This is a genomic window from Methylobacterium sp. NEAU K (genome assembly GCF_030700285.1).
Lineage (GTDB): Bacteria > Pseudomonadota > Alphaproteobacteria > Rhizobiales > Beijerinckiaceae > Methylobacterium.
Genome location: NZ_JAUYZJ010000002.1, coordinates 124,052 through 145,576, shown reverse-complemented (window position 1 = coordinate 145,576; position 21,525 = coordinate 124,052). Strand labels below are relative to the sequence as shown.

Sequence of the window (21,525 nt, the reverse complement as noted above, 5' to 3'; positions counted from 1 at the left end):
AAAGGGCGGCCGAAGCCGCCCTCGTTACAGACCCGCCATGCAGCGGCAGCGCAGGCCGTCAGTGCGCTGCGCCGTGGAAGGCGCCCGAGCCCCACACGTAGATCGCCGCGAACAGGAACAGCCACACGACATCGACGAAGTGCCAGTACCAGGCGGCGAATTCGAAGCCGAGGTGCTGGCGCGGGGTGAACTGGCCCGCATAGGCGCGGAACAGGCAGACTGCCAGGAAGATCGTGCCGATGATGACGTGGGCCCCGTGGAAGCCCGTGGCCATGAAAAAGGTCGACGAGTAGATGCTGCCAGAGAAGCCGAACTCGGCGTGGCTGTACTCGTAGGCTTGGCAGGCGGTGAACAGGACGCCCAGGATGATCGTCAGCCACAGGCCGTACTTCAGCCCCTTACGGTCGCCGTGCAGGAGGGCGTGGTGCGCCCAGGTGACGGTGGTTCCCGAGGTCAGAAGGATCAGCGTGTTGAGCAGGGGCAGGTGCCACGGATCGAAGGCTTCGATTCCCTTGGGCGGCCAGACGCCGCCGGTGAACTCCACGCGGGAGGCCTGGATCGGATCTGCGGTGTAGAGGGCGGCCTCGAAATAGGCCCAGAACCAAGCGACGAAGAACATCACCTCTGAGGCGATGAACATCATCATGCCGTAGCGGTGATGGAGTTGGACGACGCGGGTGTGATCGCCGGAATTGGCCTCGTGCGCCACGTCCTTCCACCAGGAAAACATGGTGTACAGCACGCCCACCGCGCCGAGGCCGAAGATGTAGGGTCCCGGCGACAGGGTGCCGATCTGGAGGCTCTTCATCCAGAACACGGCACCGAAGGCCATCAGGAAGCCCGAGAAGGCTCCGATCAGCGGCCACGGACTCGGGTTCAGGATGTGAAAATCGTGATTCTTGGCGTGCGCCTCGGCCATCGTCCCGTCGCTCCTCACCCTCACACCCCGCGCCGTTCCCGGCATCCGGCCTGTCGCTCTTGGCCAGGCGCAGCAAACCCCCGCGCCTAAGCTTGTCCGCACATCTAGTCGGTGCAGCCCGGTATTGTCACGCGCCCGCGATCAGAAATCGCGCTTCGCCCCCGGCCCACCCTTGGTGGCCACAGCAGCGGTCACCGGCTGGCCGTTCTTCGAGGCGAAATACGTATAGGATAGCGTCATCTCCGAGAGATGCGCGGTGTTCGAATCGTCCCGAACGGCCGGGTCGACATAGAATACCACCGGCACGTCAAGCGTCTCGCCCGGCTGGAGCGTCTGCTCGTTGAAGCAGAAGCAGGCGATCTTGACGAAGTAGCTTCCCATCAGACCAGGCTGAACGTTGAAGGTCGCCACGCCCGTGGACGGCTTGGTGCCGGTATTCTGGACCCGGAAGAACACCGTCTTGGTCTCACCGAGCTTCGCCTCGACGCTGCTCGCCTCCGGGGCAAACTTCCAGGCGAGACCGGGCGCGACGTTGGTGTCGAAATGCACCACCATGCTGTCGTCGGCCCGGGCCGCCGCGGCGGCCAGAGCAGGACCCTGCCGGGGCGTGCCGTCGTAGCCGGTGGCCTTGCAGAAAGCGTCGTAGAGCGGCACCGACGCGAAGGCCAGGCCGACCATGCCGATGGCCAGTCCGGCGCAGGCGATGGCGGTCCGTCTGGCGCCGCGGCTTGGAACAGGGCGGGATGCGGTCATCGCGTGCGCCTCAGAGCGGCCGGCTGAGGATCTGCGGCCCGAGCTTGACGATCGTCAGCACGAAGAACAGCAGAACCCATGCGCCGAGTGCCAGGGCGATCGCCACGGAGCGCTTCCGGCGGCGCGCCTCTTCGGCGGGCGTGAGCGGCCGATACTGGATGTCTGGATCCGGCATGGCGGTCAGCCCAGCACAGGCCGGAACAGGCCGAAGCTCTGTTCGGCGAGCAGCGCAGAGAACAACGCGAAGAGGTAGAGGATCGAGAAGCCGAACATACCCATGGCTGCCCGCTTCTCCGCGTCGCCCTCGCGGTTGCGAAGCACGCGGATGCTGAAGGCGACCATGCCGAGGCCACCGATGAGGCCGACCACCGCGTAGAGCAGGCCACCGAAGTCAAGAACTACGGGTACGAGACCGAGCGGCGCCAGGAGCACCGAGTACCATACGATCTGCCTGCGGGTGGAGGCAGGACCGGCGACGTTGGGCATCATCGGGATGCCGGCGCGCGCATATTCATCGGCCTTGATCAAGGCCAGCGCCCAGAAGTGCGGCGGTGTCCAGATGAAGATGATCGCGAACAGGACGAGGGATTCGATCCCCACCGAGCCGGAGACCACCGCCTGGCCGATCACCGGTGGCAGCGCCCCTGCGGCGCCGCCAATCACGATGTTCTGCGCGGTCGCCCGCTTCAGCCACATCGAGTAGATCACCGCGTAGAATACGATCGTGAAGCCGAGCAGCGCGGCGGCCAGCCAGTTCGCAGCCAGCCCCAGAACCAGTACGGACGCGACCGACAGGAACAGCCCGAAACCGAGGGCCTCTTCGGACGACACCCGGCCGGCCGGTATCGGACGCTTTGCCGTCCGGACCATCACGGCGTCGATATCCGAGTCCCACCACATGTTGAGGCATCCGGAGGCGCCGGCACCGACCGCGATCGCGAGCAGCGAGATGACACCGATCGCCGGCTGCACATGCCCTTGCGAGACCACCATCCCGACCAGCGCGGTGAAGATGACCAGGACCATCACCCGCGGCTTGAGCAGGGCGAAATAGTCCGGGACGTCGCCACCGACGGCCGTGAAGGCCGCCGGGGCCGGAACGTCCGGGCCGATGCTGTTCGTCAGGCTCGTCATCGCGTCTGCCGCTACATTGCCGGCGCCCGGCCACGCGCGTCACGGCCGAGTCGTATCTTGAGATCGACTAGTTCCAAGGGTGGGCGCGAGCGGGTCGCTCGGCCTGTGCGGATCGTCCGTCTCGCTCGCCCTTGCCGGGAGGTCGGATCGCGGCCTCCGGGGAAGGGCGAGGGCCGCAGATGCAGCCCTCGCCGGTAGTGTCTCAGTGAGCGCCCGGCTCGTCGACGATGCGGGGCAGGGTCTCGAACTGGTGGAACGGAGGCGGGGAAGGGAGAGTCCATTCCAGGGTGGTTGCACCCTCGCCCCACGGGTTGTCGGCGGCCCGCTCCTTCGAGCGGAAGGCCAGAACCACGCCGATCACGAAGACGAACATGCTGAGGCCGAAGATGTGGCCGCCGTAGGTCGAGACCTTGTGCCAGGCGGCGAAGGCGTCCGGGTAATCGGCGTAGCGGCGCGGCATCCCGGCCAGCCCGAGGAAGTGCATCGGGAAGAACAGGACGTTGGCACCGATGAAGGCCAGCCAGAAATGGAGCTTGCCCGCCCATTCCGGAATGATGTGCCCGGTCATCTTCGGGAACCAGTAGTACACGCCGGCGAAGATGATGAACACCGCGCCGAGCGAGAGCACGTAGTGGAAGTGCGCGACGACGTAGTAGGTGTCGTGCAGGTACTTGTCGACCGCGGAGTTCGCCAGCACGACGCCGGTGACGCCGCCGACGGTGAACAGGAAGATGAAGCCCACCGCCCAGTGCATCGCCGCGGTGAAGCGGATCGAGCCGCCCCACATCGTGGCGATCCACGAGAAGATCTTCACGCCGGTCGGAACCGCGATCACCATGGTGGCGAACACGAAGTACGACTGCGTCTGCAGCGAAAGGCCGACCGTGTACATGTGGTGAGCCCACACGACGAAGCCGACGACGCCGATCGCCACCATCGCGTAGGCCATCGCGAGATAGCCGAAGACCGGCTTGCGCGAGAACGTGGCGATGATGTGCGAGACGATGCCGAAGGCCGGCAGGATCATGATGTAGACTTCGGGGTGGCCGAAGAACCAGAACAGGTGCTGGTACAGGATCGGGTCGCCGCCGCCGGCCGGGTCGAAAAAGGTCGTGCCGAAGTTACGGTCGGTGAGCAGCATCGTGATGGCGCCCGCGAGCACCGGCAGCGACAGCAGGAGCAGGAAGGCGGTCACCAGCTCGGCCCAGGCGAAAAGCGGCATCTTGTGCAGCGTCATGCCCGGGGCGCGCATGTTCAGGATCGTGGTGATGAAATTGATCGCGCCGAGGATCGAGCCCGCGCCGGACAGGTGCAGGGCGAAGATCGCGAAGTCGACGGCCGGACCGGGATGGCCGGCGGTCGACAGCGGCGGGTAGACGGTCCAGCCGGTGCCTGCGCCAGACGCGCCGGGCGCACCCTCGACGAACAGCGAGCAGAGCAGGGAGCAGAAGCCTGCCACCGTCAGCCAGAACGAGATGTTGTTCATGCGCGGGAACGCCATGTCGGGCGCGCCGATCATGAGGGGCACGAACCAGTTGCCGAAGCCGCCGATCAGTGCCGGCATCACCATGAAGAACACCATGATGAGGCCGTGGCCCGTGACGAACACGTTGTAGGTCGCGGGGTTCGAGAAGTACTGCAGTCCGGGCTGCTCCATCTCCATCCGGATGCCGAAGGAGAGGAACGCGCCGATCATGCCGGCGCAGAAGGCGAACAGCAGGTAGAGCGTTCCGATGTCCTTGTGGTTCGTCGACAGGAACCACCGGGCGAAGAACGACGGTTTGTGGTCGTGGACCTCGTGGGCCTCGGCATGGGCTGCGGCTGTAGCCATGGATTCGGGTGCCTTGTGGATCTGACGGGTTCTGTTCGGTCAGCCGGGGCTCAGCGCGCCTCGGCGAAGCTCGTGCCGTTGTCGATGCGGGCGTACTTGGTCTTCGCCTCCTTCAGCCAGTCGGCATAGGCCTGCTCGCTGACCACGCGCACGACGATCGGCATGTAGGCGTGACGCTGGCCGCAGAGTTCGGAGCACTGACCATGGAATGTGCCCTCCTTCTCGGCCTTGAACCACATCTGGTTCAGGCGGCCCGGGACGGCATCGATCTTGAAGCCGAAGGCCGGCATCGCCCAGGAATGCAGGACGTCGGCGGCGGTGACCTGGATCTTCACGATCTTGCCGACCGGAACGACCATCTCGTTGTCGGTCTGCAGCAGGCGCGGCTGCTTGTCCTCGTCGATGTTGGCGTCGAAGGTGAAGCCGCCACCGGTCTCCGTCTGCGGGTACTCGTACGACCAGTACCACGCGTGGCCGATGACCTTGACCATCATATCGGCCTTCGGGTCCGACAGCTGCGTGCGCAGCAGCCGGAACGAGGGGATCGCCACGGCCACCAGGATGAGCACCGGCACGATCGTCCAGGCGATCTCGATCGCGGTGTTGTGGGTCGTGCGCGACGCGGTCGGGTTACGCTTCTCGCTGAAGCGGAAGATGCACCACAGGATCAGCCCCAGCACGAACAGCGAAATCCCGAGCGAGAGCCAATGAAGGCCGATCTCGAAGTTGAGGATGTCGCGCGCGTTCTCGGTGACCGGAACCTGCCGGCTCATCTCCCAGGGAACCGGCTGGCCGAAGCCGCCGGCCATCGCCTGGGATGTCGGGGCGAGCACGGCGCCGAGGGCGGCGACGCTCCAGGGTGATCGGGTGATCGTCCGCACCGTCCGCATCTGCCTCTCGTGGCTCCCCGTGGTTTGCTTTCCCGCCGGCCCTTCCCGTCTTGATTGCGCGGGGAATGGTACCGACGTGACGGACCGCCGATTGTGTCATCCGGCGGCTCTTCGGTCGCGGCTTCAGATCACAAGGACGGATCTGGTGCAACCGCACAAGCGTCGCACAGCGCGCTTTCCGGCCAGTTCCCGGGCTTTCGTGGCGCGTCGGCACCTGGTTTTGCGAACGTTCCGGCCGTTGCCGCGCGGAGGCAGACGCGGATACGTTCGCGTCCCCCATCGGAGCTGTGGATGTCGACCATACCTGAGGATCGCCCCCCCGGGCTGCCGCCCTGCACGATCCGCGTCCCCATGCAGGTCGTCGCCTACGCGGCGGAGGAGTCGCGGTCGGACACGCGGGCGCTCGCCGTCGAGGCGCCGGTCAACCTCGTCTACGGCAGTGTTCCGCATGCCGTGATGATGGCGACGCCCGCCGATCTCGAAGACTTTGCCTACGGCTTCAGCCTCACGGAAGGGATCGTCGAGTCTGCCGACGAGATCCGTGCCACGCGGGTCGAGGCCGGCCCGGACGGGCTGCGGCTCCACGTGGAGCTGGCGCCCGGCCGCCTCCGGGAGCACCTCGCCCGTAAGCGTGCGATCAGCGGCCGCACGGGCTGCGGCGTGTGCGGCATCGAGGACCTGGCGGACTTGCCGCGGGCGCAGATGCAGGAGGCGTCGGAGGTGCGGGTCGCGCTCCCGGCGATCGCGCGCGCTCTCGCCGGCCTCGACGCTGCGCAGGTGCTGGGGGCCGAGACCCGGGCGGTGCATGCGGCGGCCTGGGCCCGGCTGGACGGCTCCCTCGTCGCCGTGCGGGAGGATGTCGGGCGCCACAACGCCCTGGACAAGCTGATCGGCGCCCTGTTGCGGGCCGGGACGTCCCCGGACGAGGGCTTCCTGGTGATCACCAGCCGCTGCTCGTTCGAGATGGTGGAGAAGGCCGCCCGGCTGGGCGCGGCCGTGATCGTCGCGATCTCGGCCCCGACCTCTCTGGCGCTGGATCGCGCCCGGACGCACGGAATGACGCTCTGCGCCATCGCGCGCTCAGATACGCTGACCGTCTTCAACGGCGCTGAGCGGCTGTTTCCGGCGCCGTAGCGCTACTGCGCCGCGGCCGGCTCCTTCTCGGACGTGCCCGGGACAATCGTGGCGCCGCCGATGACGCGCACGGGTTTCCTGTCCACCGGCGGGTCCTTCCAGTCCGGTGCCGGCGGTTTGGCCGCCTCTGCGACGGTGCCCTCCGCCGGCTTGACCGGCGCGGTGTTGGCTGGGGCCGGGCTCGCCGGCGCCACCTTGTCGATGGCGGCGGATTTGGTCTCCGGCTTCGAATCCCTGTCTTCGGGCTTAGTCGCCTCCACGGGGGCGACCGTCGGGGCGGGCGCCGCAGGGACAGTGCGGAGCGCCGGCTTCAGCACAGGCTGACGGGGGGCGGGTGCGACCGCGCGCGCGACCTTACGTGGTGCCGCAGGCCGGACATGGCTGTCCGGGTTCAGTCCATCGGGGCTGGCCTCCGGACGCAGGGCATCCCCGGACGGACGGTGCTGGGGGCGCGCACCCGGGCCATCCTCGGGCGGCAGGGGCCGCAGGACGTGCCGCGGTCCGGCATCCTCCTCGGTCCAGCCTAATCCGGGACCGGGCCGTTCGAGCCTGGCATAGGTCTCGGGCGCGCCGAGCCGCTGCCGGCCGACGATGGCGCCCGCCGCCGGGTCGACGAACAGCCGGACAGGCACGCCGGCCGGGCTCACCGCGTCGACCACGTAGACCCGCCCGTCGAAGCGGGGGCGACTCAGGCCGCTGAAGCCGCGATCGGCGAGGCGCCACGCGATGACGCGCGGCGGAAGGATCTCCTCGTCAAAGGCGAATTGCGCGCTGGCGGCGTGGCACAGACCCAACGTGGCGCCTGCGGACAGGAGAACGGCGCAGAGGGCGCGCGTCGTCGCGAGTCGTGTGCGGGCAGCCGTTCTGCTGTGAAACATCACTCTGGTGCGTTCCCGTTTTGGAGACCCGGCAGAGTATCCGGTTCCGGCATGGTCCGGGCCGGTTCGCCCGGACCTCGACCATGCCGGCGAGGTCGTTGCCCCGCATGCCGCTTGTGCTCGGCCCCGGCGGTAGACAGCCCGATTCGGGCGAGATTGCGGAGGGTCTCGTCCTCACGCGCGTCGCCCGCGTCGAAGACGCCGCGCCTGCAGCCCTGGCGATCCCTTGCTGAAACCGTTTCAATCTGGCAATTTCGCGACTTAGGACAGCACAACTGTCCCATCGGCCGTGCATGCCGGCCGTCGCCGTCTCGCGTGCGGGCGAGAAATCCGGCAGACGGTCGCGACCGCGCCAGCGCACCGCTCCTTGAGCGGTCCGGGTTCTCGATGAACGAAGGTCGGCGGACGCGTCCTCTCATGGGGACCGGCCGGACCGCCTGCGACATCGGGTCGGGGCGCCGGGCGGCGACGGCTCGCGGGCACAGAACATGCTCGCGTGCTTGCCGGCGGCGGAGGGGATCGAGAGAAGGACGAGACGAAGCATGGCACAGCGCGGACCCGCCGAAGAGTTTGCTGCTTCCGAGTTCCAGGCTGCCGCTCCGCGCGGCGGCACGTGGCCGCTCACGGTTCGTGATCCCGCGCTGCCGAAAGCCCAGGGCGCCTACGATCCGGCCCATGAGCGCGACGCCTGCGGCGTCGGGTTCATCGCCGATATGCACGACCGGCGGACCCACGCCATCGTCCAGCAGGGCCTGAAGATTCTCGAGAATCTGGATCACCGCGGCGCGGTCGGCGCCGACCCGAAGATGGGCGACGGCTGCGGCATCCTTACGCAGATTCCGCACGGCTTCTTCGCCGAGGAATGCTCGCGGCTCGGGTTCGAACTGCCGCCGGCCGGGCAATACGCGATTGCCCAGTTGTTCATGCCCAAAGCGGAGGAGCCCAGGGCGATCATCCAGGAGATCGTCGAATCGGTCCTCGCGGCCGAGGGCCTTCCGCTGCTCGGCTGGCGCGATGTGCCGGTCGACCCGGAGGACCTGGGCGTGGCCGTGAAGGCCACCGAGCCGCATCACCGGCAGGTCTTCATCGGCCGGCCCGCTTCGGTGGCCGACCAGGATACGTTCGAGCGGCGCGTGTATGTCGCCCGCAAGGTGATCTCCAACACGGTCTACGGCCTCGACGACCCGCGGGTGAAGGAGTTCTATCCCGTCTCGGTGTCGACCCGGACCATCGTCTACAAGGGCATGGTGCTGGTCACCCAGCTCGGCGGCTACTTCCTCGACCTGCAGGACGAGCGCTTCGTGTCGGCCATCGCGCTGGTCCACCAGCGCTTCGCGACCAACACGTTCCCGACCTGGCGGCTCTCGCACCCCTACCGGATGGTCGCCCATAACGGCGAGATCAACACCCTGCGCGGCAACGTCAACTGGATGGCGGCGCGGCAGGCCAGCGTCGATTCGGACCTGTTCGGCAACGACATCTCGAAGCTCTGGCCGATTTCCTACGAGGGCCAGTCAGACACCGCGTGCTTCGACAACGCCCTCGAGTTCCTCGTGCAGGGCGGCTATCCGCTCGCGCACGCGATGATGATGCTGATCCCGGAGGCCTGGGCCGGCAACCCGCTGATGGGCGAGGAGCGGCGCGCCTTCTACGAGTACCACGCCGCCCTGATGGAGCCGTGGGACGGTCCGGCGGCGGTGGCGTTCACGGATGGCCGCCAGATCGGCGCCACCCTCGACCGCAACGGCCTGCGCCCGGCCCGCTACATCGTCACCGATGACGGGCTCGTGGTTCTCGCCTCCGAGATGGGCACGCTGCCGATTCCGGACGAGAAGATCGTCCAGTCCTGGCGCCTCCAGCCGGGCCGGATGCTGTTGATCGACCTGCAGAGGGGCCGGATCGTCTCCGACGAGGAGATCAAGGGCGAACTCGCCGCCGCCCACCCCTATGCCGAGTGGGTCAAGAACACCCAGATCGTGCTGGAGGACCTCAAGCCCGTCGTGGCGCGCGAGAGCCGCTCGGATGTGAGCCTGCTCGATCGCCAGCAGGCCTTCGGCTACACCCAGGAGGACCTAAAGCTGCTGATGCAGCCCATGGCCGTCACCGGCCAGGAGGCGGTCGGCTCGATGGGAACGGACACGCCGCTCTCGGCGCTCTCCGACAAGTCGAAGCTGCTCTACACCTATTTCAAGCAGAACTTCGCGCAGGTCACCAATCCGCCGATCGACCCGATCCGGGAAGAGGCGGTGATGAGCCTCGTCTCGTTCATCGGGCCGCGGCCGAACCTGCTCGACATGGAGGGCGCGTCCCGGCGTAAGCGCCTGGAGGTCCGCCAGCCGATCCTGACGAACGGCGACCTGGAGAAGATCCGGTCGATCGGTCATTTCGAGGACCGGTTCGACACCAAGACGCTGGACATGACCTACCCGGCCGAGATGGGCGCACAGGCCATGAACGGGGCCGTCGATCGGCTCTGCGACCGGGCCGAGGCAGCGGTGCGCGGCGGCTACAACATCATCGTGCTGACCGACCGCGCCGTGGGCCCGGACCGGATCCCGATCCCGGCCCTGCTGGCCACGGCGGCCGTGCACAATTACCTCATCCGCAAGGGGCTGCGCACCTCGGTCGGCCTCGTGGTCGAGTCGGGTGAACCGCGCGAGGTTCACCATTTCGCGTGCCTCGCCGGCTATGGCGCCGAGGCGGTGAATCCCTATCTCGCCTTCGAGACGCTTCTGGCGATGAAGGACGAGTTCCCGCCGGACCTCACGGACGACGAGATCATCTATCGCTACATCAAGGCGATCGATAAGGGCCTGCTCAAGGTCATGTCCAAGATGGGCATCTCGACTTATCAGTCCTATTGTGGCGCGCAGATCTTCGATGCGGTCGGCCTGAACTCGACCTTCGTGAGCCGCGATTTCTTCGGGACAGCGACGACCATCGAAGGTGTCGGCATGGCCGAGGTGGCGGAGGAGACGGTGCGCCGTCACCGCGACGCCTTCGGGGACGCGCCGATCTACCGCAACGCCCTCGATGTGGGCGGCGAATACGCCTACCGGCTGCGCGGCGAGACACATACCTGGACGCCCGACACGGTCGCGACGCTCCAGCATGCGGTGCGTCTCAACATACCCGAGCGCTACCGCGAATTCGCCGCGCTGGTGAACCGGCAGGAGCACCATCTCAAGACCCTGCGCGGGCTGTTCCGCATCAAGGCGGCGTCGGAGATCGGCCGCGCGCCGGTGCCGATCGACTCGGTCGAGCCGGCGGCCGAGATCGTCAAGCGCTTCGCCACGGGGGCGATGTCCTACGGATCGATCTCCAAGGAGGCCCACGAGACGCTCGCCATCGCGCTGAACTCGTTCGGCGGGCGCTCGAATTCGGGCGAGGGCGGCGAGGAGGTCGAGCGGTTCAAGCCACTGCCGGACGGGCGCTCGCGCCGCTCGTCGATCAAGCAGGTCGCCTCCGGCCGCTTCGGTGTGACGACGGAATACCTCGTCAATTCCGACATGATGCAGATCAAGGTCGCGCAGGGTGCCAAGCCCGGCGAGGGCGGCCAGCTGCCCGGCCACAAGGTCGACGCCAAGATCGCCAAGGTCCGCTACGCCACCCCGGGCGTCGGCCTGATCTCGCCGCCGCCGCACCACGACATCTACTCGATCGAGGATCTGGCCCAGCTGATCTTCGACCTGAAGAACGTGAATCCGTCCGCGGACGTGTCGGTCAAGCTCGTCTCCGAAGTCGGCGTCGGCACGGTGGCGGCGGGCGTCGCCAAAGCGCGGGCCGACCACATCACCATCTCGGGCTTCGACGGCGGCACCGGGGCGGCGCCGCTCACCTCGCTCAAGCATGCCGGCGGCCCCTGGGAGACCGGCCTTGCCGAGACCCAGCAGACGCTGGTGCTCAACGGCCTGCGCGGGCGCGTCGCCCTCCAGGCCGACGGCGGCATCCGCACCGGGCGCGACGTGATGGTCGCCGCGCTGCTCGGCGCCGACCAGATGGGCTTCTCCACGGCGCCCCTGATCGCGGCCGGCTGCATCATGATGCGCAAGTGCCACCTGAATACCTGCCCGGTGGGCGTCGCCACGCAGGATCCAGTGCTGCGCAAGCGCTTCAAAGGCACGCCCGAGCACGTGGTAAACTACTTCTTCTTCGTGGCCGAAGAGGTGCGTGAGATCCTGGCATCCCTCGGCTTCACCAAGCTGGAAGAAGCGGTCGGCCGCTCCGACCTGCTCGACAAGGTCGAGGCCATCGCCCACTGGAAGGCGCGCGGGCTCGACTTCACGAAGCTGTTCCACCGTCCGAAGGTGGCCGAGGGCACGGCCATCCGCCACGTGGAGAAGCAGCACCACCCGATCGACACGGTCCTCGACCGGCGCCTGATCGAGCAGGCCAAGCACGCCATCGAGACCGGCGAGCCGGTGGTCGTCACCGACACGATCCGGAACTCGGACCGCGCCGCGGGGGCCATGCTGTCCGGCATGGTCGCCAAGGCGCACGGGCACGAGGGGCTGCCCGACGACACCATCGTGGTGAAGCTTTCGGGCACCGCCGGCCAGAGCTTCGGCGCCTGGGTGGCGGCCGGCGTGACCATCGAGCTGACCGGGCACGGCAACGACTACGTCGGCAAGGGCCTCTCGGGCGGCAAGTTGATCATCCGGCCGAGCGACGCGCTGCGGTCGCCCCCGGACCGGACCATCATGGTCGGCAACACCGTTCTGTACGGGGCGATCGCCGGCGAGTGCTACATCCGCGGATCGGCGGGCGAGCGCTTCGCGGTGCGCAACTCCGGCGCGATCACCGTGGTCGAGGGCATGGGCGACCATGGCTGCGAGTACATGACCGGCGGCGTCGTGGTCTCGATCGGCGAGACCGGGCGCAACTTCGCGGCCGGCATGTCGGGCGGCATCGCCTACGTCCTCGATGAGGACGGGTCATTCTCGGCACGCTGCAACCTGTCGATGGTCGATCTCGAACCGGTCGAGGAGGAGGACGACCTGATGCGCCGCTTCCACCAGGACGGCGACCTGGAGACGAAGGGGCGCGTCGATATCCTGGCCGACATGTCCGGCCACGACGAGGAGCGCCTCAGCCAGCTCATCACCAACCATCTCAAATACACGGGCAGCCCGCGGGCCAAGCAGATCCTCGACGACTGGGCGGGCTTCCGCACCAAGTTCGTCAAGGTAATGCCGGTGGAGTACCGCCGCGCGCTGCGTGAGATGGAGATGGCGCGGATGCCGGTGGCGGCGGAGTGATGTTCCGAGGATCGGCGCCCGACCGATACGGGCGCAGATCTGGGGGTGACGGTTCAATAGGCGGCAGGATCGGTCGATCTGCAGGCCTCAAGGGTTGATCGATGGGCAAGATCACGGGTTTCCTCGAGTTCGACCGGCAGGAGCAGAAGTACCAGCTCGCAGCCGACCGCGTGCGGCACTTCCGCGAGTTCACCCTGCCGCTCGACGAGCACGACCTGACCAAGCAGGCGGCCCGCTGCATGGATTGCGGCATCCCATTCTGCCACGGCCCGACCGGCTGCCCGGTCCACAACCAGATCCCGGACTGGAACGACCTCGTGTTCCAGTCGGATTGGGAGGAGGCCTCGCGCAACCTCCATTCGACCAACAACTTCCCCGAATTCACCGGCCGAATCTGCCCAGCGCCCTGCGAGGAGGCGTGCACGCTGAACCTCGAGAACCAGCCGGTCGCCATCAAGACGATCGAGCAGGCGATCGCCGACCGCGCCTGGAACATGGGCTGGATCAAGCCTGAGCCGGCTTCGGTGCGCACCGGCAAGCGCGTGGCGATCGTCGGCTCCGGGCCGGCCGGCATGGCGGCGGCACAGCAGCTCGCCCGGGTCGGCCACGATGTTCATGTGTTCGAGCGCGAGCCGAAGGCCGGCGGCCTGCTCCGCTACGGCATCCCCGACTTCAAGATGGAGAAGCGCCACATCGATCGCCGGGTGCGGCAGATGGAGGCCGAGGGCGTGGTGTTCCACTACAACCAGAACATCGGCGTGACCAAGCCGGTGGACGAGCTGAAGGCCGAGTTCGATGCCGTGATGTTCTGCGGCGGCGCCGAGGACCCGCGCAATCCTCAGCTTCCCGGGCAGGACCTTGAGGGCGTGCACTACGCGATGCCTTACCTCGTCCAGTCGAACCGCCGCGTCGCGGCCGAGCCGATGCGAGGCAACGGCGAAGCGCCGATCCTCGCCTCGGGCAAGAACGTCGTGGTGATCGGCGGCGGCGACACCGCGTCCGACTGTGTCGGCACCGCCTTCCGCCAGGGCGCCCTCTCGGTAACGCAGCTCGACATCCGCCCCCGCCCGCCCGAGCGCGAGGACAAGCTGACGGTATGGCCCTACTGGCCGACCAAGATGCGGACCTCGTCCAGCCAGGCCGAGGGCGCCGAGCGCGAGTTCCAGGCCGCGACCCTGCGGCTGGAGGGCAACAAGAAGGGTCGCTTGACCGGCGTGGTCTGCGCCCGGGTCGACGCCAAGCGCCAGCCGATCCCCGGCAGCGAGTTCGTGCTGCCCGCCGACCTCGTCTTCATGGCGATCGGCTTCGCCGGGTCGATCCAGAGCGGCCTGCTCGATCAGTCCGGCGTCAGCGTCAGCAAGCGCGGCAATGTCGAAGCGAACGAGGAGGATTACCGCACCTCCGATGCACAGATCTGGGCGGCGGGCGACATGCGCCGGGGCCAGTCCCTGGTTGTCTGGGCGATCCGCGAGGGCCGGCAGGCGGCCCGCGCCATCGATGAGGCGTTGATGGGCGCGAGCGTGCTGCCGCGATAGCGGTTTACCGGACCGCGCGGGCCGCCCGCCCTCAGCCTGGCGGCCAGCGGAAATCGTCGGCGCGGCCGGGCTGTGGCAGCGGCGCGTTGCCGCGCACCAGCGTCCGCTCCACCGTGCCGAGGTTGTCGGAATCGCGCGGCCGGGCGCTCAGCAGCGTTCCACCCGGCGAGACCTCGGCGCGGATCAGCGGCACGACCGGTCCGGCCGCGGGCTTTACCGGCAGCGCCGGGACACCCGGCGGTTCCGGCAGGCTCGGCAGCATCGCGGTGATCTGGCGGTCGATCGCCGCCGTGTCGGTGGGCTGCTGCCCGGAGCCATCGAGGCTCGGACCGGATGTCGAAGGGGGCGTCGCGGGCCCCAGGGTCGCTGTGGGGGGCTGCTCCGGCAGCGCAGGCGCGGCCGTGCCCATCAGACGCTTCAGCTCGACATCGGCGAAATGCGCCAGCTTGCGGTCGCCCGCCTTCGTGAAGTGGATGCCGTCGGACGTGCGGAGCTTAGCCATCTGACCCTCGGGATCCGGACCCGAAGCGGCGTAGCGGTCGCGGTCGTCCACGAAGCCCGGCCAGATGTCGACATAGGTCGCGCCGGCCTTCGTCACGCTGTCCCGGACGAGGTCGTTGATGCTGGCAAGGTCCCGGCTCAGCGCCTCGCTCTGCACCGGCGGCAGGCCGACCCAGACCAGCGGCACCTTGCGGTCGGCGAACACCTTCACAAGGGCGTCGACCCGGGCCCGGTACAGGGACCGCCAGCGATCGGTGAGCGGATCGACCGTTTCGTCGCCCTCCCGGATCGGCTGCCGGTCGTTCACGCCGAGCATGACCAGCGCATAGCGGACCTTCGGATTGCCCTGCAGATAATCCTCGGCCGTCTTGGCCCAGTCGATCACGTCTTTGCGGACGAGGCCGCTATCGCCCTTGGCCCGGTCGACCACGGCCACGTCGGCATTGTCCTCGAAGACATCGTCGAGGCCGCGAGCGAGGTGGTCCGCCAGCGAATCGCCGAATACCGCGATCTGAACGTTCGGGGCGGTCTTGGCGATGGTGGGCTTCGGCGGTGCCGGAGCCCGGGCGGGTCTCGCGTGGCGCTTCACGGCGGGCGCGGGCCGCTGTGTCTCGGCGGTCCCGTAATTGCTGCGCGGGCGCGGCGCCCGGTAGGTTCGCTCCGGAGCAGGAGCGACCGGCTGAGGCCTATCCTCCCAAGGCCAGTAGAATTGCCGCGGCGCCTCCTGGGGCGGCGCGTAGCGGGGCTGGCGACCATAGGTGCCGTCGTCCCGGTAATAGGCATCGCGCGAACGCCGGCGCGGGGGCGCCTCGTAATTGGTGCCGTTTCCGGATTGCTGGTAGCTGTCGCCCCATTGCGCCCTGGCGGGTGCACCGTAGAGCAAGCACGAGCCCGCCAGGCAGAGCATCGCCGCCAGCCCAAGGAGGCCCGGGCGGGTCGTGCGATGCCAGACAGCGACTCTCATGTGCATCACGCATTCCTACGCCGACCGGAGCCCGGTCGGAACAGGCGCAATATAAGGGAGCGCGGCACCAACGTCTAAACCGGCCCTCCGGGTCGCGAGAATCCTCACCGCCGGGGCATGGATCGCCCTTCGATTTGGGCCAGAAGCGCCGGTGTCGCGTAGCCGTCGGCCGGTAGGCCCGCGCTGACCTGATAGCGACGCACCGCGTCGCGCAGTTTCGGCCCTGCGCGGCCGTCGGTGGGCCCGTCGTAGAAGCCGGCTGCCGCGAGGCCCGTCTGGAGTGCCCGCAGTCCCGACCCGTCGAGGCGCGCTGCCGTGGGCCAGGGTGCCGCGAGGCTGGGACCGCCACCCAGCCGGTCGGCGAGATGCCCCACCGCCAGCGCGTAGGAATCCGAGGTGTTGTAGCCACGGATCACCTCGAAATTGTCGGTGATCAGGAAGGCCGGGGCACCCAGGCCGCCGGGCAGGAACAGGCTGGCGCGCCCCCGTGCGGGGAACGGCTTGCCATCCGCGCGGCGCAAGCCGCGTTCCGCGAATTCCGCGAGGTCGCCGGAATAGCGCGCCAGATCGAAATCCCCGGGCAGGCGCACCTCATAGCCCCAGGACAGCGCCGGATCCCAGCCGAGATCTTTCAGGTACGACGCGATGGAGGCAATGGAATCCGCGTCGCTGAGCCAGATGTCCCTCCGCCCGTCCCCGTCGAAATCGACAGCATGTGCCAGGTAGGTGGAGGGCAGGAACTGCACCTGGCCCATGGCACCCGCCCAGCTGCCGCTCATGCGGTTCGCCGCGATGTCGCCGCGCTGCAGGATCGTCAGGGCGGCGAGAAGCTCGTCACGGAACAAGGTCCCTCGGTGCCGGGCCGCCGCGAGGGTCGCCAGCGCCCGAATCGTCGGGATGCCCCCGGCGCTCGCGCCGAAGTCCGATTCGATCCCCCAGAACGCCAGGACGATCGGTTCCGGTACCCCGTAGCGGGCCTCGATCGCCTTCAACGTCTGCGTGAGTGCCACCGCGCGGGCGCGCCCGCGGGCGATCCGTCCCGCGGAGACGGTCCCGACGAGGTAGTCCCAGACCGGCCGCACGAACTCGCCCTGTCGACGGGTTCTGGCCAGGACGCTGGCATCGGGCGTCGTGATGCCGCGGAACGCCGCATCGAAGGTCTCCGCCGATACGCCCCGGGCTGCCGCATCGGGACGCAGGGCGGCGATGAACGCCTGGAACGCGCCGTCCGTCCCGGGCGTCTGCGCGGCCCGCGATACGGCTGGGAGCAAGCCGACAGCGGACGCGAGGATCGCCCTGCGGGACACCATCGCGTCAGATCCTGTTGCGGGTTGCGAGCTTGTCCTCCCAGGCGAGGGCCTGAGCGACGATGGCGTCGAGGCGGGGCTTCCAGCCGAGCGGCGCCCGGATGCGGCTCGCCTCGGCCACGATCCGGGCCGAGTTGCCGGCCCGGATCGGGTAAAGGCGCACCGCGAAGTCGCAATCCGAGATCCGCTTGACCACCTCGATCACCACAAGCCCCCCGTCACCAGAACCGGCATGCCGTTCGCTCCGAAGCCATTCCGAGGGTGCCTGTGTAGAGCTTTGCCCGATTGGATTCCGACAGTGCAAGGCTCTCGACCGTTGTGTCCTCGCCCGCTCGACCGCCGAGTGGGATCCCGTTTCGACGAAGGCCACTCCAGGTGGTCACAGACGGTATATTTACGGCACTCTGCTTCATACGATCGACGTAGAGGCCTTGCGACGCATCGCGTTAGGCTATCTCACTGCCTGAACCGTTGACCATGCCGTTCCATTCAGTCCCTGGGGTTGCCGCTTGATGAAACCGATCCGCAAGGCCGTCCTGCCCGTCGCGGGCCTGGGCACGCGATTCCTGCCCGCGACCAAGGCGGTTCCCAAGGAGATGCTCACGGTCGTGGATCGGCCGGTGGTGCAGCACGTCGTCGACGAGGCGCGCGAGGCCGGCATCGAGCATTTCATTTTCGTGACCGGACGTGGCAAGGCTGTGATAGAGGACCATTTCGACATCGCCTTCGAGCTCGACCACACCCTTCAGGAGCGCGGCAAGACGGCCGCCTTCGAGGAGCTGAAGCGCGACTTGCCCAAGGCCGGCCAGACCAGCTTCACCCGCCAGCAGGCGCCTCTCGGGCTCGGGCACGCGGTCTGGTGCGCCCGCGAGATCGTGGGCGATGAGCCCTTCGCGGTGCTCTTGCCGGACATGCTGAGCCGCGGGTGCATGCAGCAAATGCTGGCGACCTACGAGCGTCACGGCGGCAACATCATCGCCGTCGAGGAGGTGGCGCCCGATGAAACGCATCAATACGGCATCGTCAGCACCGGGGAGACATACGGCCAGTCCTTCGAGATCACTGGCATGGTCGAGAAACCGAAGCAGGGTACGGCACCATCGAATTTCATCATCTCCGGCCGCTACATTCTCCAGCCCGAGATCTTCGCGATCCTGGAGCACGGGAAGAAGGGCGCAGGTGGAGAGATCCAGCTGACCGACGCCATGATCGAGCTGATGGCGACGCAGGATTTCTTCGGCATGCGCTACGAAGGTCGAACCTACGATACCGGCTCCAAGATCGGCTTCCTCACTGCCAACCTCGCCTATGCCCTCGAGCGGCCGGACCTCGCCGGCCCTTTGAAAGCCGAGATCGCAAAGCTGCTCAGGGACGACTGACGGTGCCTGCGCGCAACGCGCCCGAGCCATGCATTCATAGCGGAGGCCGCGAGGATTCTGCACTTGCTTCTTGTGCAGCGCACTTTATTTTGTGCGTTGCGAGATCGCGATGGCGTCGCGATCTCGTTGCCCTTCTTGGGCGTTTCCTCCCTAGACTTCGGGCCGCTCCTTCGGGAGTGGCCTTTTTTCTTTTCAGACAGCGGGATCATTCGCCGGAATGGAAAGCGCCGCTGCGGAGCGGACGCGCCCCCTCTGAGGTCTCGAAAGGGACATCTAAGCCCGATCCCGCTTCGGCATCGTCCCTATTCGGCGGCCATCCGACGCGGCGTGAGATCGCCCAGATCAGCCGCGACGGTGGCGATCACGGCACGCAGGGCCTTCACCAGACTCGGGAAGTCCGGCGTTACCGCGAGGCTCGCCTCGTTCATGTAGAGCGCCCGGTTGACCTCGATCTGCAGTGCGTGACGTCCGAGATTGGGCTCGCCGTAATGCTCGGTGATGAAGCCGCCAGCGTAGGGCTTGTTACGCACCACGCGAAAACCCCGCGCCCGCAAGGCCGCTTCGAAACCGTCGATGAGGCAGGGGGCGCACGCAGTGCCGTAGCGGTCGCCGAGGACCATATCGGCTTTGAATTCCGCGTCACGCCCCAGGCTCGATGACGGCATCGAGTGGCAATCGATCAGGACGCAGTGGCCGTGGCTGCGCGCCGTGCGCTGGATCAGGCCGCGCAGCGCCCGGTGATAGGGCTTGTAAAGAGCCTCGATCCGGGCCGTCGCCTCGCTGACCGGCAGCCGCCGTGCGTAGATCTCCTGTCCGTCCGCCACGACGCGCGGCACCGTCCCTAGGCCACCGGCGACCCGCATCGACCGGGTATTGGCGAAGGGCGGCAGCCGCCCGTCGAACATGCGTGGGTCGAGCTCGAAGGGTTCGCGATTCACGTCCAGGAATGCGCGCGGAAAGTGGGCGCGCAAGAGCGGGGCGCCGAGTTCCACCACCGGGGCGAATAGCCGATCGACATACGCGTCCTCCGATCGGCGCAGGGTCAAAGCATCCAATCGCGACGCGGCGACGAACTCGGGGGGGTAGACGGCCCCGGAATGACCGGTATTGAAGACGAAAGGCAGTGTGTGCGTCGCAGGTTCGTCGACCGCGAAGGCCGGAGCGAAACCGAAGGCGTCTGGCAGTACCGTTTCGGGGGCGGTCATCGGTTGCGTGGACACCCCGGCGGTTGAACGAGCGCGGCGGACGCGCACTGTGGTGCGCGAACGGCCGCCTGTCCACTCCGGTGCCGGCGGCTTATGCTCCGTCGTTGGGACGCGCGGCGCCGGCTGCGCGCTCCAATCCTAACACCTTGTTTACCATCGCGTCCCTTTATGGGATCAACATTTCGACTCAAGGGCTCGGAAACGGCCGATGAAAATCCTACTGGCGGAAGACGACAACGACATGCGCCGGTTTCTGGCCAAGGCGCTGCAGAACGCAGGTTACGACGTTCTGTCCTTCGACAACGGCCTCTCGGCCTACAACCGGCTGCGCGAGGAGCCGTTCGAGCTGTTGCTGACCGATATCGTGATGCCGGAGATGGACGGGATCGAGCTGGCTCGGCGCGCCACCGAGCTCGACCCGGACATCAAGGTGATGTTCATCACCGGGTTCGCCGCGGTGGCACTCAATCCGGATTCCAAGGCTCCCAAGGACGCGAAGGTCCTGTCGAAGCCATTCCATCTGCGCGAACTCGTCAACGAGGTCGAGAAGCTGATGGCCGCCTGACAGTCCGATCGGAGCGGTCGATCACCCGTTCCGACGAAGCAGCGCGGACCGGGCTACCGCCGGGGCCGGCCCGCCTGTGACCGCGTAGGCATAGGCAATTCGTCTCGCGAGCCCCTATATGGGCGGACTTCACGCGCGAGACGACGAACGTCATGCAGTCGGTCACGATCTATACCACGGCTTGGTGCCCCTATTGCTCGGCGGCAAAGAGCCTGCTGAAAGAGAAGGGCGCCGCCTTCCAGGAGATCGACGTGGAGCGGACGCAAGGCGCGCGGGCCGCGATGATCGAACGTGCGGGTGGCCGCACCAGCGTTCCGCAGATCTTCGTCGGCACCACCCACGTCGGAGGGTGCGACGATCTCTACGCACTCGACCGGGCCGACAGACTCGACGCGCTGCTGGCGGACAAGGCCAATGCCTGAGAGGCGATTCACCGCGGCATGCGTGCAGATGCGCTCGGGCCGCGACCCGGGCGCCAATCGCGACGCGGCCGTGGCCGGCATCCGCGAGGCGGCGGCCCGCGGTGCAGACTACGTTCAGACCCCCGAGATGACATCTCTGGTCGAGCGGAATCGGGAACCGCTCTTCGAGCACGTCACCGTCGAGGAGCGGGATCCGACCCTCGCGGCCCTGCGGCAGGCCGCCCGCGAGAGCGGATCGATGATACACATCGGCTCGATCGCCGTACGTTCTGGAGACAAGTTCGCCAACCGTGCCTACCTGATCGGTGCCGACGGCGAGATCCTCGCGTCCTACGACAAGCTCCACCTGTTCGATGTCGATCTGCCGAGCGGCGAGCGCTGGCGGGAATCGGCGACCTACACGGGAGGCGCCTGTGCGGTTCTGGCGGCCACGCCCTGGGCCATTCTCGGCCTGACGATCTGCTACGATATTCGCTTTCCGGCGCTGTACCGGGCCCTCGCCGAGGCGGGTGCCGAGGTGCTCACCGCGCCCGCCTGCTTCACGCGCCAGACCGGCGAAGCGCATTGGCATGTGCTCCAGCGGGCGCGCGCGATCGAGACCGGTGCGTTCGTGATCTCGGCGGCCCAGGGCGGCGTGCACGAGGACGGGCGCGAGACCTTCGGCCATTCCCTGATCGTCGACCCCTGGGGCCGGGTGCTGGCCGATGCGGGCGGGTCCGAGCCCGGTGTGATCCTGGCGGAGATCGACCTCGCACAGGTCGCCGATGCCAGGGCGCGTATCCCGGCGCTCCAGCACGGACGTCCATTCACGGTCGAGCGTATCGACCGGCAAGTCCCGGCTGCACAGTAA

Annotated in this window: 18 protein-coding genes; 7 read left to right on the top strand and 11 right to left on the bottom strand. The window is 67.7% G+C overall.

The genetic code is table 11. The features are described 5' to 3' along the window. Window positions 1–58: 58 nt before the first annotated feature. The 6 genes from Q8W67_RS02345 to coxB form a co-directional block, all read right to left on the bottom strand. Window positions 59–919, bottom strand: coding sequence for a cytochrome c oxidase subunit 3 (locus Q8W67_RS02345; RefSeq protein WP_305540112.1), 861 nt, complete (start codon window positions 917–919; stop codon window positions 59–61). Window positions 920–1,060: 141 nt separating this feature from the next. Continuing rightward, on the bottom strand, window positions 1,061–1,672 hold the full coding sequence (locus Q8W67_RS02340) for a cytochrome c oxidase assembly protein (RefSeq protein WP_305540109.1): 612 nt from the start codon (window positions 1,670–1,672) through the stop codon (window positions 1,061–1,063). A 10-nt stretch (window positions 1,673–1,682) separates the two neighbouring features. Further along, entirely contained in the window at window positions 1,683–1,847 is a 165-nt protein-coding gene (locus Q8W67_RS02335) for a hypothetical protein (RefSeq protein ID WP_305540107.1), read from the bottom strand. 5 nt (window positions 1,848–1,852) lie between these two features. Next, window positions 1,853–2,806: a heme o synthase gene (locus Q8W67_RS02330; RefSeq protein WP_305540104.1), complete on the bottom strand. Its 954-nt coding sequence runs from the start codon at window positions 2,804–2,806 to the stop codon at window positions 1,853–1,855. A 202-nt stretch (window positions 2,807–3,008) separates the two neighbouring features. Further along, the gene (gene ctaD / locus Q8W67_RS02325; RefSeq protein ID WP_305540101.1) at window positions 3,009–4,637 is read right to left on the bottom strand and encodes a cytochrome c oxidase subunit I; all 1,629 of its coding nucleotides are present in this window, start codon (window positions 4,635–4,637) and stop codon (window positions 3,009–3,011) included. Window positions 4,638–4,687: 50 nt separating this feature from the next. Next, the gene (coxB, locus tag Q8W67_RS02320; RefSeq protein ID WP_305540099.1) at window positions 4,688–5,527 is read right to left on the bottom strand and encodes a cytochrome c oxidase subunit II; all 840 of its coding nucleotides are present in this window, start codon (window positions 5,525–5,527) and stop codon (window positions 4,688–4,690) included. Window positions 5,528–5,818: 291 nt separating this feature from the next. Here coxB and fdhD point away from each other — a divergent pair, with 291 nt between their 5' ends. Then, window positions 5,819–6,661, top strand: coding sequence for a formate dehydrogenase accessory sulfurtransferase FdhD (gene fdhD / locus Q8W67_RS02315; protein ID WP_305540096.1), 843 nt, complete (start codon window positions 5,819–5,821; stop codon window positions 6,659–6,661). A gap of 2 nt (window positions 6,662–6,663) precedes the next feature. On the opposite strand, the gene Q8W67_RS02310 is transcribed toward fdhD, so the two are convergent. Continuing rightward, window positions 6,664–7,539 carry a hypothetical protein gene (locus Q8W67_RS02310; RefSeq protein ID WP_305540093.1) on the bottom strand — a complete coding sequence of 292 codons (876 nt, stop codon included), beginning with the start codon at window positions 7,537–7,539 and terminating at the stop codon, window positions 6,664–6,666. A 542-nt stretch (window positions 7,540–8,081) separates the two neighbouring features. Here Q8W67_RS02310 and gltB point away from each other — a divergent pair. After that, complete coding sequence (gltB, locus tag Q8W67_RS02305; RefSeq protein ID WP_305540090.1) at window positions 8,082–12,797, top strand: glutamate synthase large subunit; 4,716 nt, start codon at window positions 8,082–8,084, stop codon at window positions 12,795–12,797. A gap of 101 nt (window positions 12,798–12,898) precedes the next feature. Beyond that, a complete protein-coding gene (locus Q8W67_RS02300; protein WP_305540087.1) occupies window positions 12,899–14,332 on the top strand; it encodes a glutamate synthase subunit beta in 1,434 nt (477 codons plus the stop codon). Window positions 14,333–14,363: 31 nt separating this feature from the next. Here Q8W67_RS02300 and Q8W67_RS02295 read toward each other — a convergent pair whose 3' ends face one another. From Q8W67_RS02295 to Q8W67_RS02285, 3 genes are all read right to left on the bottom strand, one after another. Then, on the bottom strand, window positions 14,364–15,803 hold the full coding sequence (locus Q8W67_RS02295) for a DUF459 domain-containing protein (protein ID WP_305540084.1): 1,440 nt from the start codon (window positions 15,801–15,803) through the stop codon (window positions 14,364–14,366). Between the two features lie 98 nt (window positions 15,804–15,901). Next, entirely contained in the window at window positions 15,902–17,107 is a 1,206-nt protein-coding gene (locus Q8W67_RS02290; protein ID WP_305540081.1) for a lytic murein transglycosylase, read from the bottom strand. A gap of 4 nt (window positions 17,108–17,111) precedes the next feature. Then, window positions 17,112–17,309 (bottom strand): hypothetical protein, encoded by a 198-nt coding sequence (locus Q8W67_RS02285; protein ID WP_305540078.1) that lies wholly within the window; start codon window positions 17,307–17,309, stop codon window positions 17,112–17,114. Between the two features lie 307 nt (window positions 17,310–17,616). On the opposite strand from Q8W67_RS02285, the gene galU reads away from it, so the two are divergent. Then, a complete protein-coding gene (galU, locus tag Q8W67_RS02280) occupies window positions 17,617–18,483 on the top strand; it encodes a UTP--glucose-1-phosphate uridylyltransferase GalU (RefSeq protein WP_305540076.1) in 867 nt (288 codons plus the stop codon). A 302-nt stretch (window positions 18,484–18,785) separates the two neighbouring features. On the opposite strand, the gene Q8W67_RS02275 is transcribed toward galU, so the two are convergent. After that, the gene (locus Q8W67_RS02275) at window positions 18,786–19,688 is read right to left on the bottom strand and encodes an N-formylglutamate amidohydrolase (RefSeq protein ID WP_305540072.1); all 903 of its coding nucleotides are present in this window, start codon (window positions 19,686–19,688) and stop codon (window positions 18,786–18,788) included. A gap of 208 nt (window positions 19,689–19,896) precedes the next feature. Here Q8W67_RS02275 and cpdR point away from each other — a divergent pair, with 208 nt between their 5' ends. From cpdR to Q8W67_RS02260, 3 genes are all read left to right on the top strand, one after another. Beyond that, window positions 19,897–20,253, top strand: coding sequence for a cell cycle two-component system response regulator CpdR (cpdR, locus tag Q8W67_RS02270; protein ID WP_305540069.1), 357 nt, complete (start codon window positions 19,897–19,899; stop codon window positions 20,251–20,253). Window positions 20,254–20,405: 152 nt separating this feature from the next. Beyond that, a complete protein-coding gene (gene grxC, locus Q8W67_RS02265; protein ID WP_305540064.1) occupies window positions 20,406–20,675 on the top strand; it encodes a glutaredoxin 3 in 270 nt (89 codons plus the stop codon). After that, window positions 20,668–21,525, top strand: coding sequence for a carbon-nitrogen hydrolase family protein (locus Q8W67_RS02260; RefSeq protein ID WP_305540061.1), 858 nt, complete (start codon window positions 20,668–20,670; stop codon window positions 21,523–21,525). Before grxC ends, Q8W67_RS02260 begins: the two co-directional genes overlap by 8 nt.

Excerpts from the sequence above, each read along its gene's own strand:
- Q8W67_RS02335 (WP_305540107.1), bottom strand. The coding sequence starts at position 1,847 with ATGCCGGATCCAGACATCCAGTATCGGCCGCTCACGCCCGCCGAAGAG.
- ctaD (WP_305540101.1), bottom strand. The coding sequence starts at position 4,637 with ATGGCTACAGCCGCAGCCCATGCCGAGGCCCACGAGGTCCACGACCAC.
- galU (WP_305540076.1), top strand. The coding sequence starts at position 17,617 with ATGAAACCGATCCGCAAGGCCGTCCTGCCCGTCGCGGGCCTGGGCACG.
- Q8W67_RS02275 (WP_305540072.1), bottom strand. The coding sequence starts at position 19,688 with ATGACCGCCCCCGAAACGGTACTGCCAGACGCCTTCGGTTTCGCTCCG.
- Q8W67_RS02345 (WP_305540112.1), bottom strand. The coding sequence starts at position 919 with ATGGCCGAGGCGCACGCCAAGAATCACGATTTTCACATCCTGAACCCG.
- coxB (WP_305540099.1), bottom strand. The coding sequence starts at position 5,527 with ATGCGGACGGTGCGGACGATCACCCGATCACCCTGGAGCGTCGCCGCC.
- gltB (WP_305540090.1), top strand. The coding sequence starts at position 8,082 with ATGGCACAGCGCGGACCCGCCGAAGAGTTTGCTGCTTCCGAGTTCCAG.
- fdhD (WP_305540096.1), top strand. The coding sequence starts at position 5,819 with ATGTCGACCATACCTGAGGATCGCCCCCCCGGGCTGCCGCCCTGCACG.
- cpdR (WP_305540069.1), top strand. The coding sequence starts at position 19,897 with ATGAAAATCCTACTGGCGGAAGACGACAACGACATGCGCCGGTTTCTG.
- Q8W67_RS02260 (WP_305540061.1), top strand. The coding sequence starts at position 20,668 with ATGCCTGAGAGGCGATTCACCGCGGCATGCGTGCAGATGCGCTCGGGC.
- Q8W67_RS02340 (WP_305540109.1), bottom strand. The coding sequence starts at position 1,672 with ATGACCGCATCCCGCCCTGTTCCAAGCCGCGGCGCCAGACGGACCGCC.
- Q8W67_RS02310 (WP_305540093.1), bottom strand. The coding sequence starts at position 7,539 with ATGTTTCACAGCAGAACGGCTGCCCGCACACGACTCGCGACGACGCGC.
- Q8W67_RS02290 (WP_305540081.1), bottom strand. The coding sequence starts at position 17,107 with ATGGTGTCCCGCAGGGCGATCCTCGCGTCCGCTGTCGGCTTGCTCCCA.
- Q8W67_RS02295 (WP_305540084.1), bottom strand. The coding sequence starts at position 15,803 with ATGCACATGAGAGTCGCTGTCTGGCATCGCACGACCCGCCCGGGCCTC.
- grxC (WP_305540064.1), top strand. The coding sequence starts at position 20,406 with ATGCAGTCGGTCACGATCTATACCACGGCTTGGTGCCCCTATTGCTCG.
- Q8W67_RS02330 (WP_305540104.1), bottom strand. The coding sequence starts at position 2,806 with ATGACGAGCCTGACGAACAGCATCGGCCCGGACGTTCCGGCCCCGGCG.
- Q8W67_RS02300 (WP_305540087.1), top strand. The coding sequence starts at position 12,899 with ATGGGCAAGATCACGGGTTTCCTCGAGTTCGACCGGCAGGAGCAGAAG.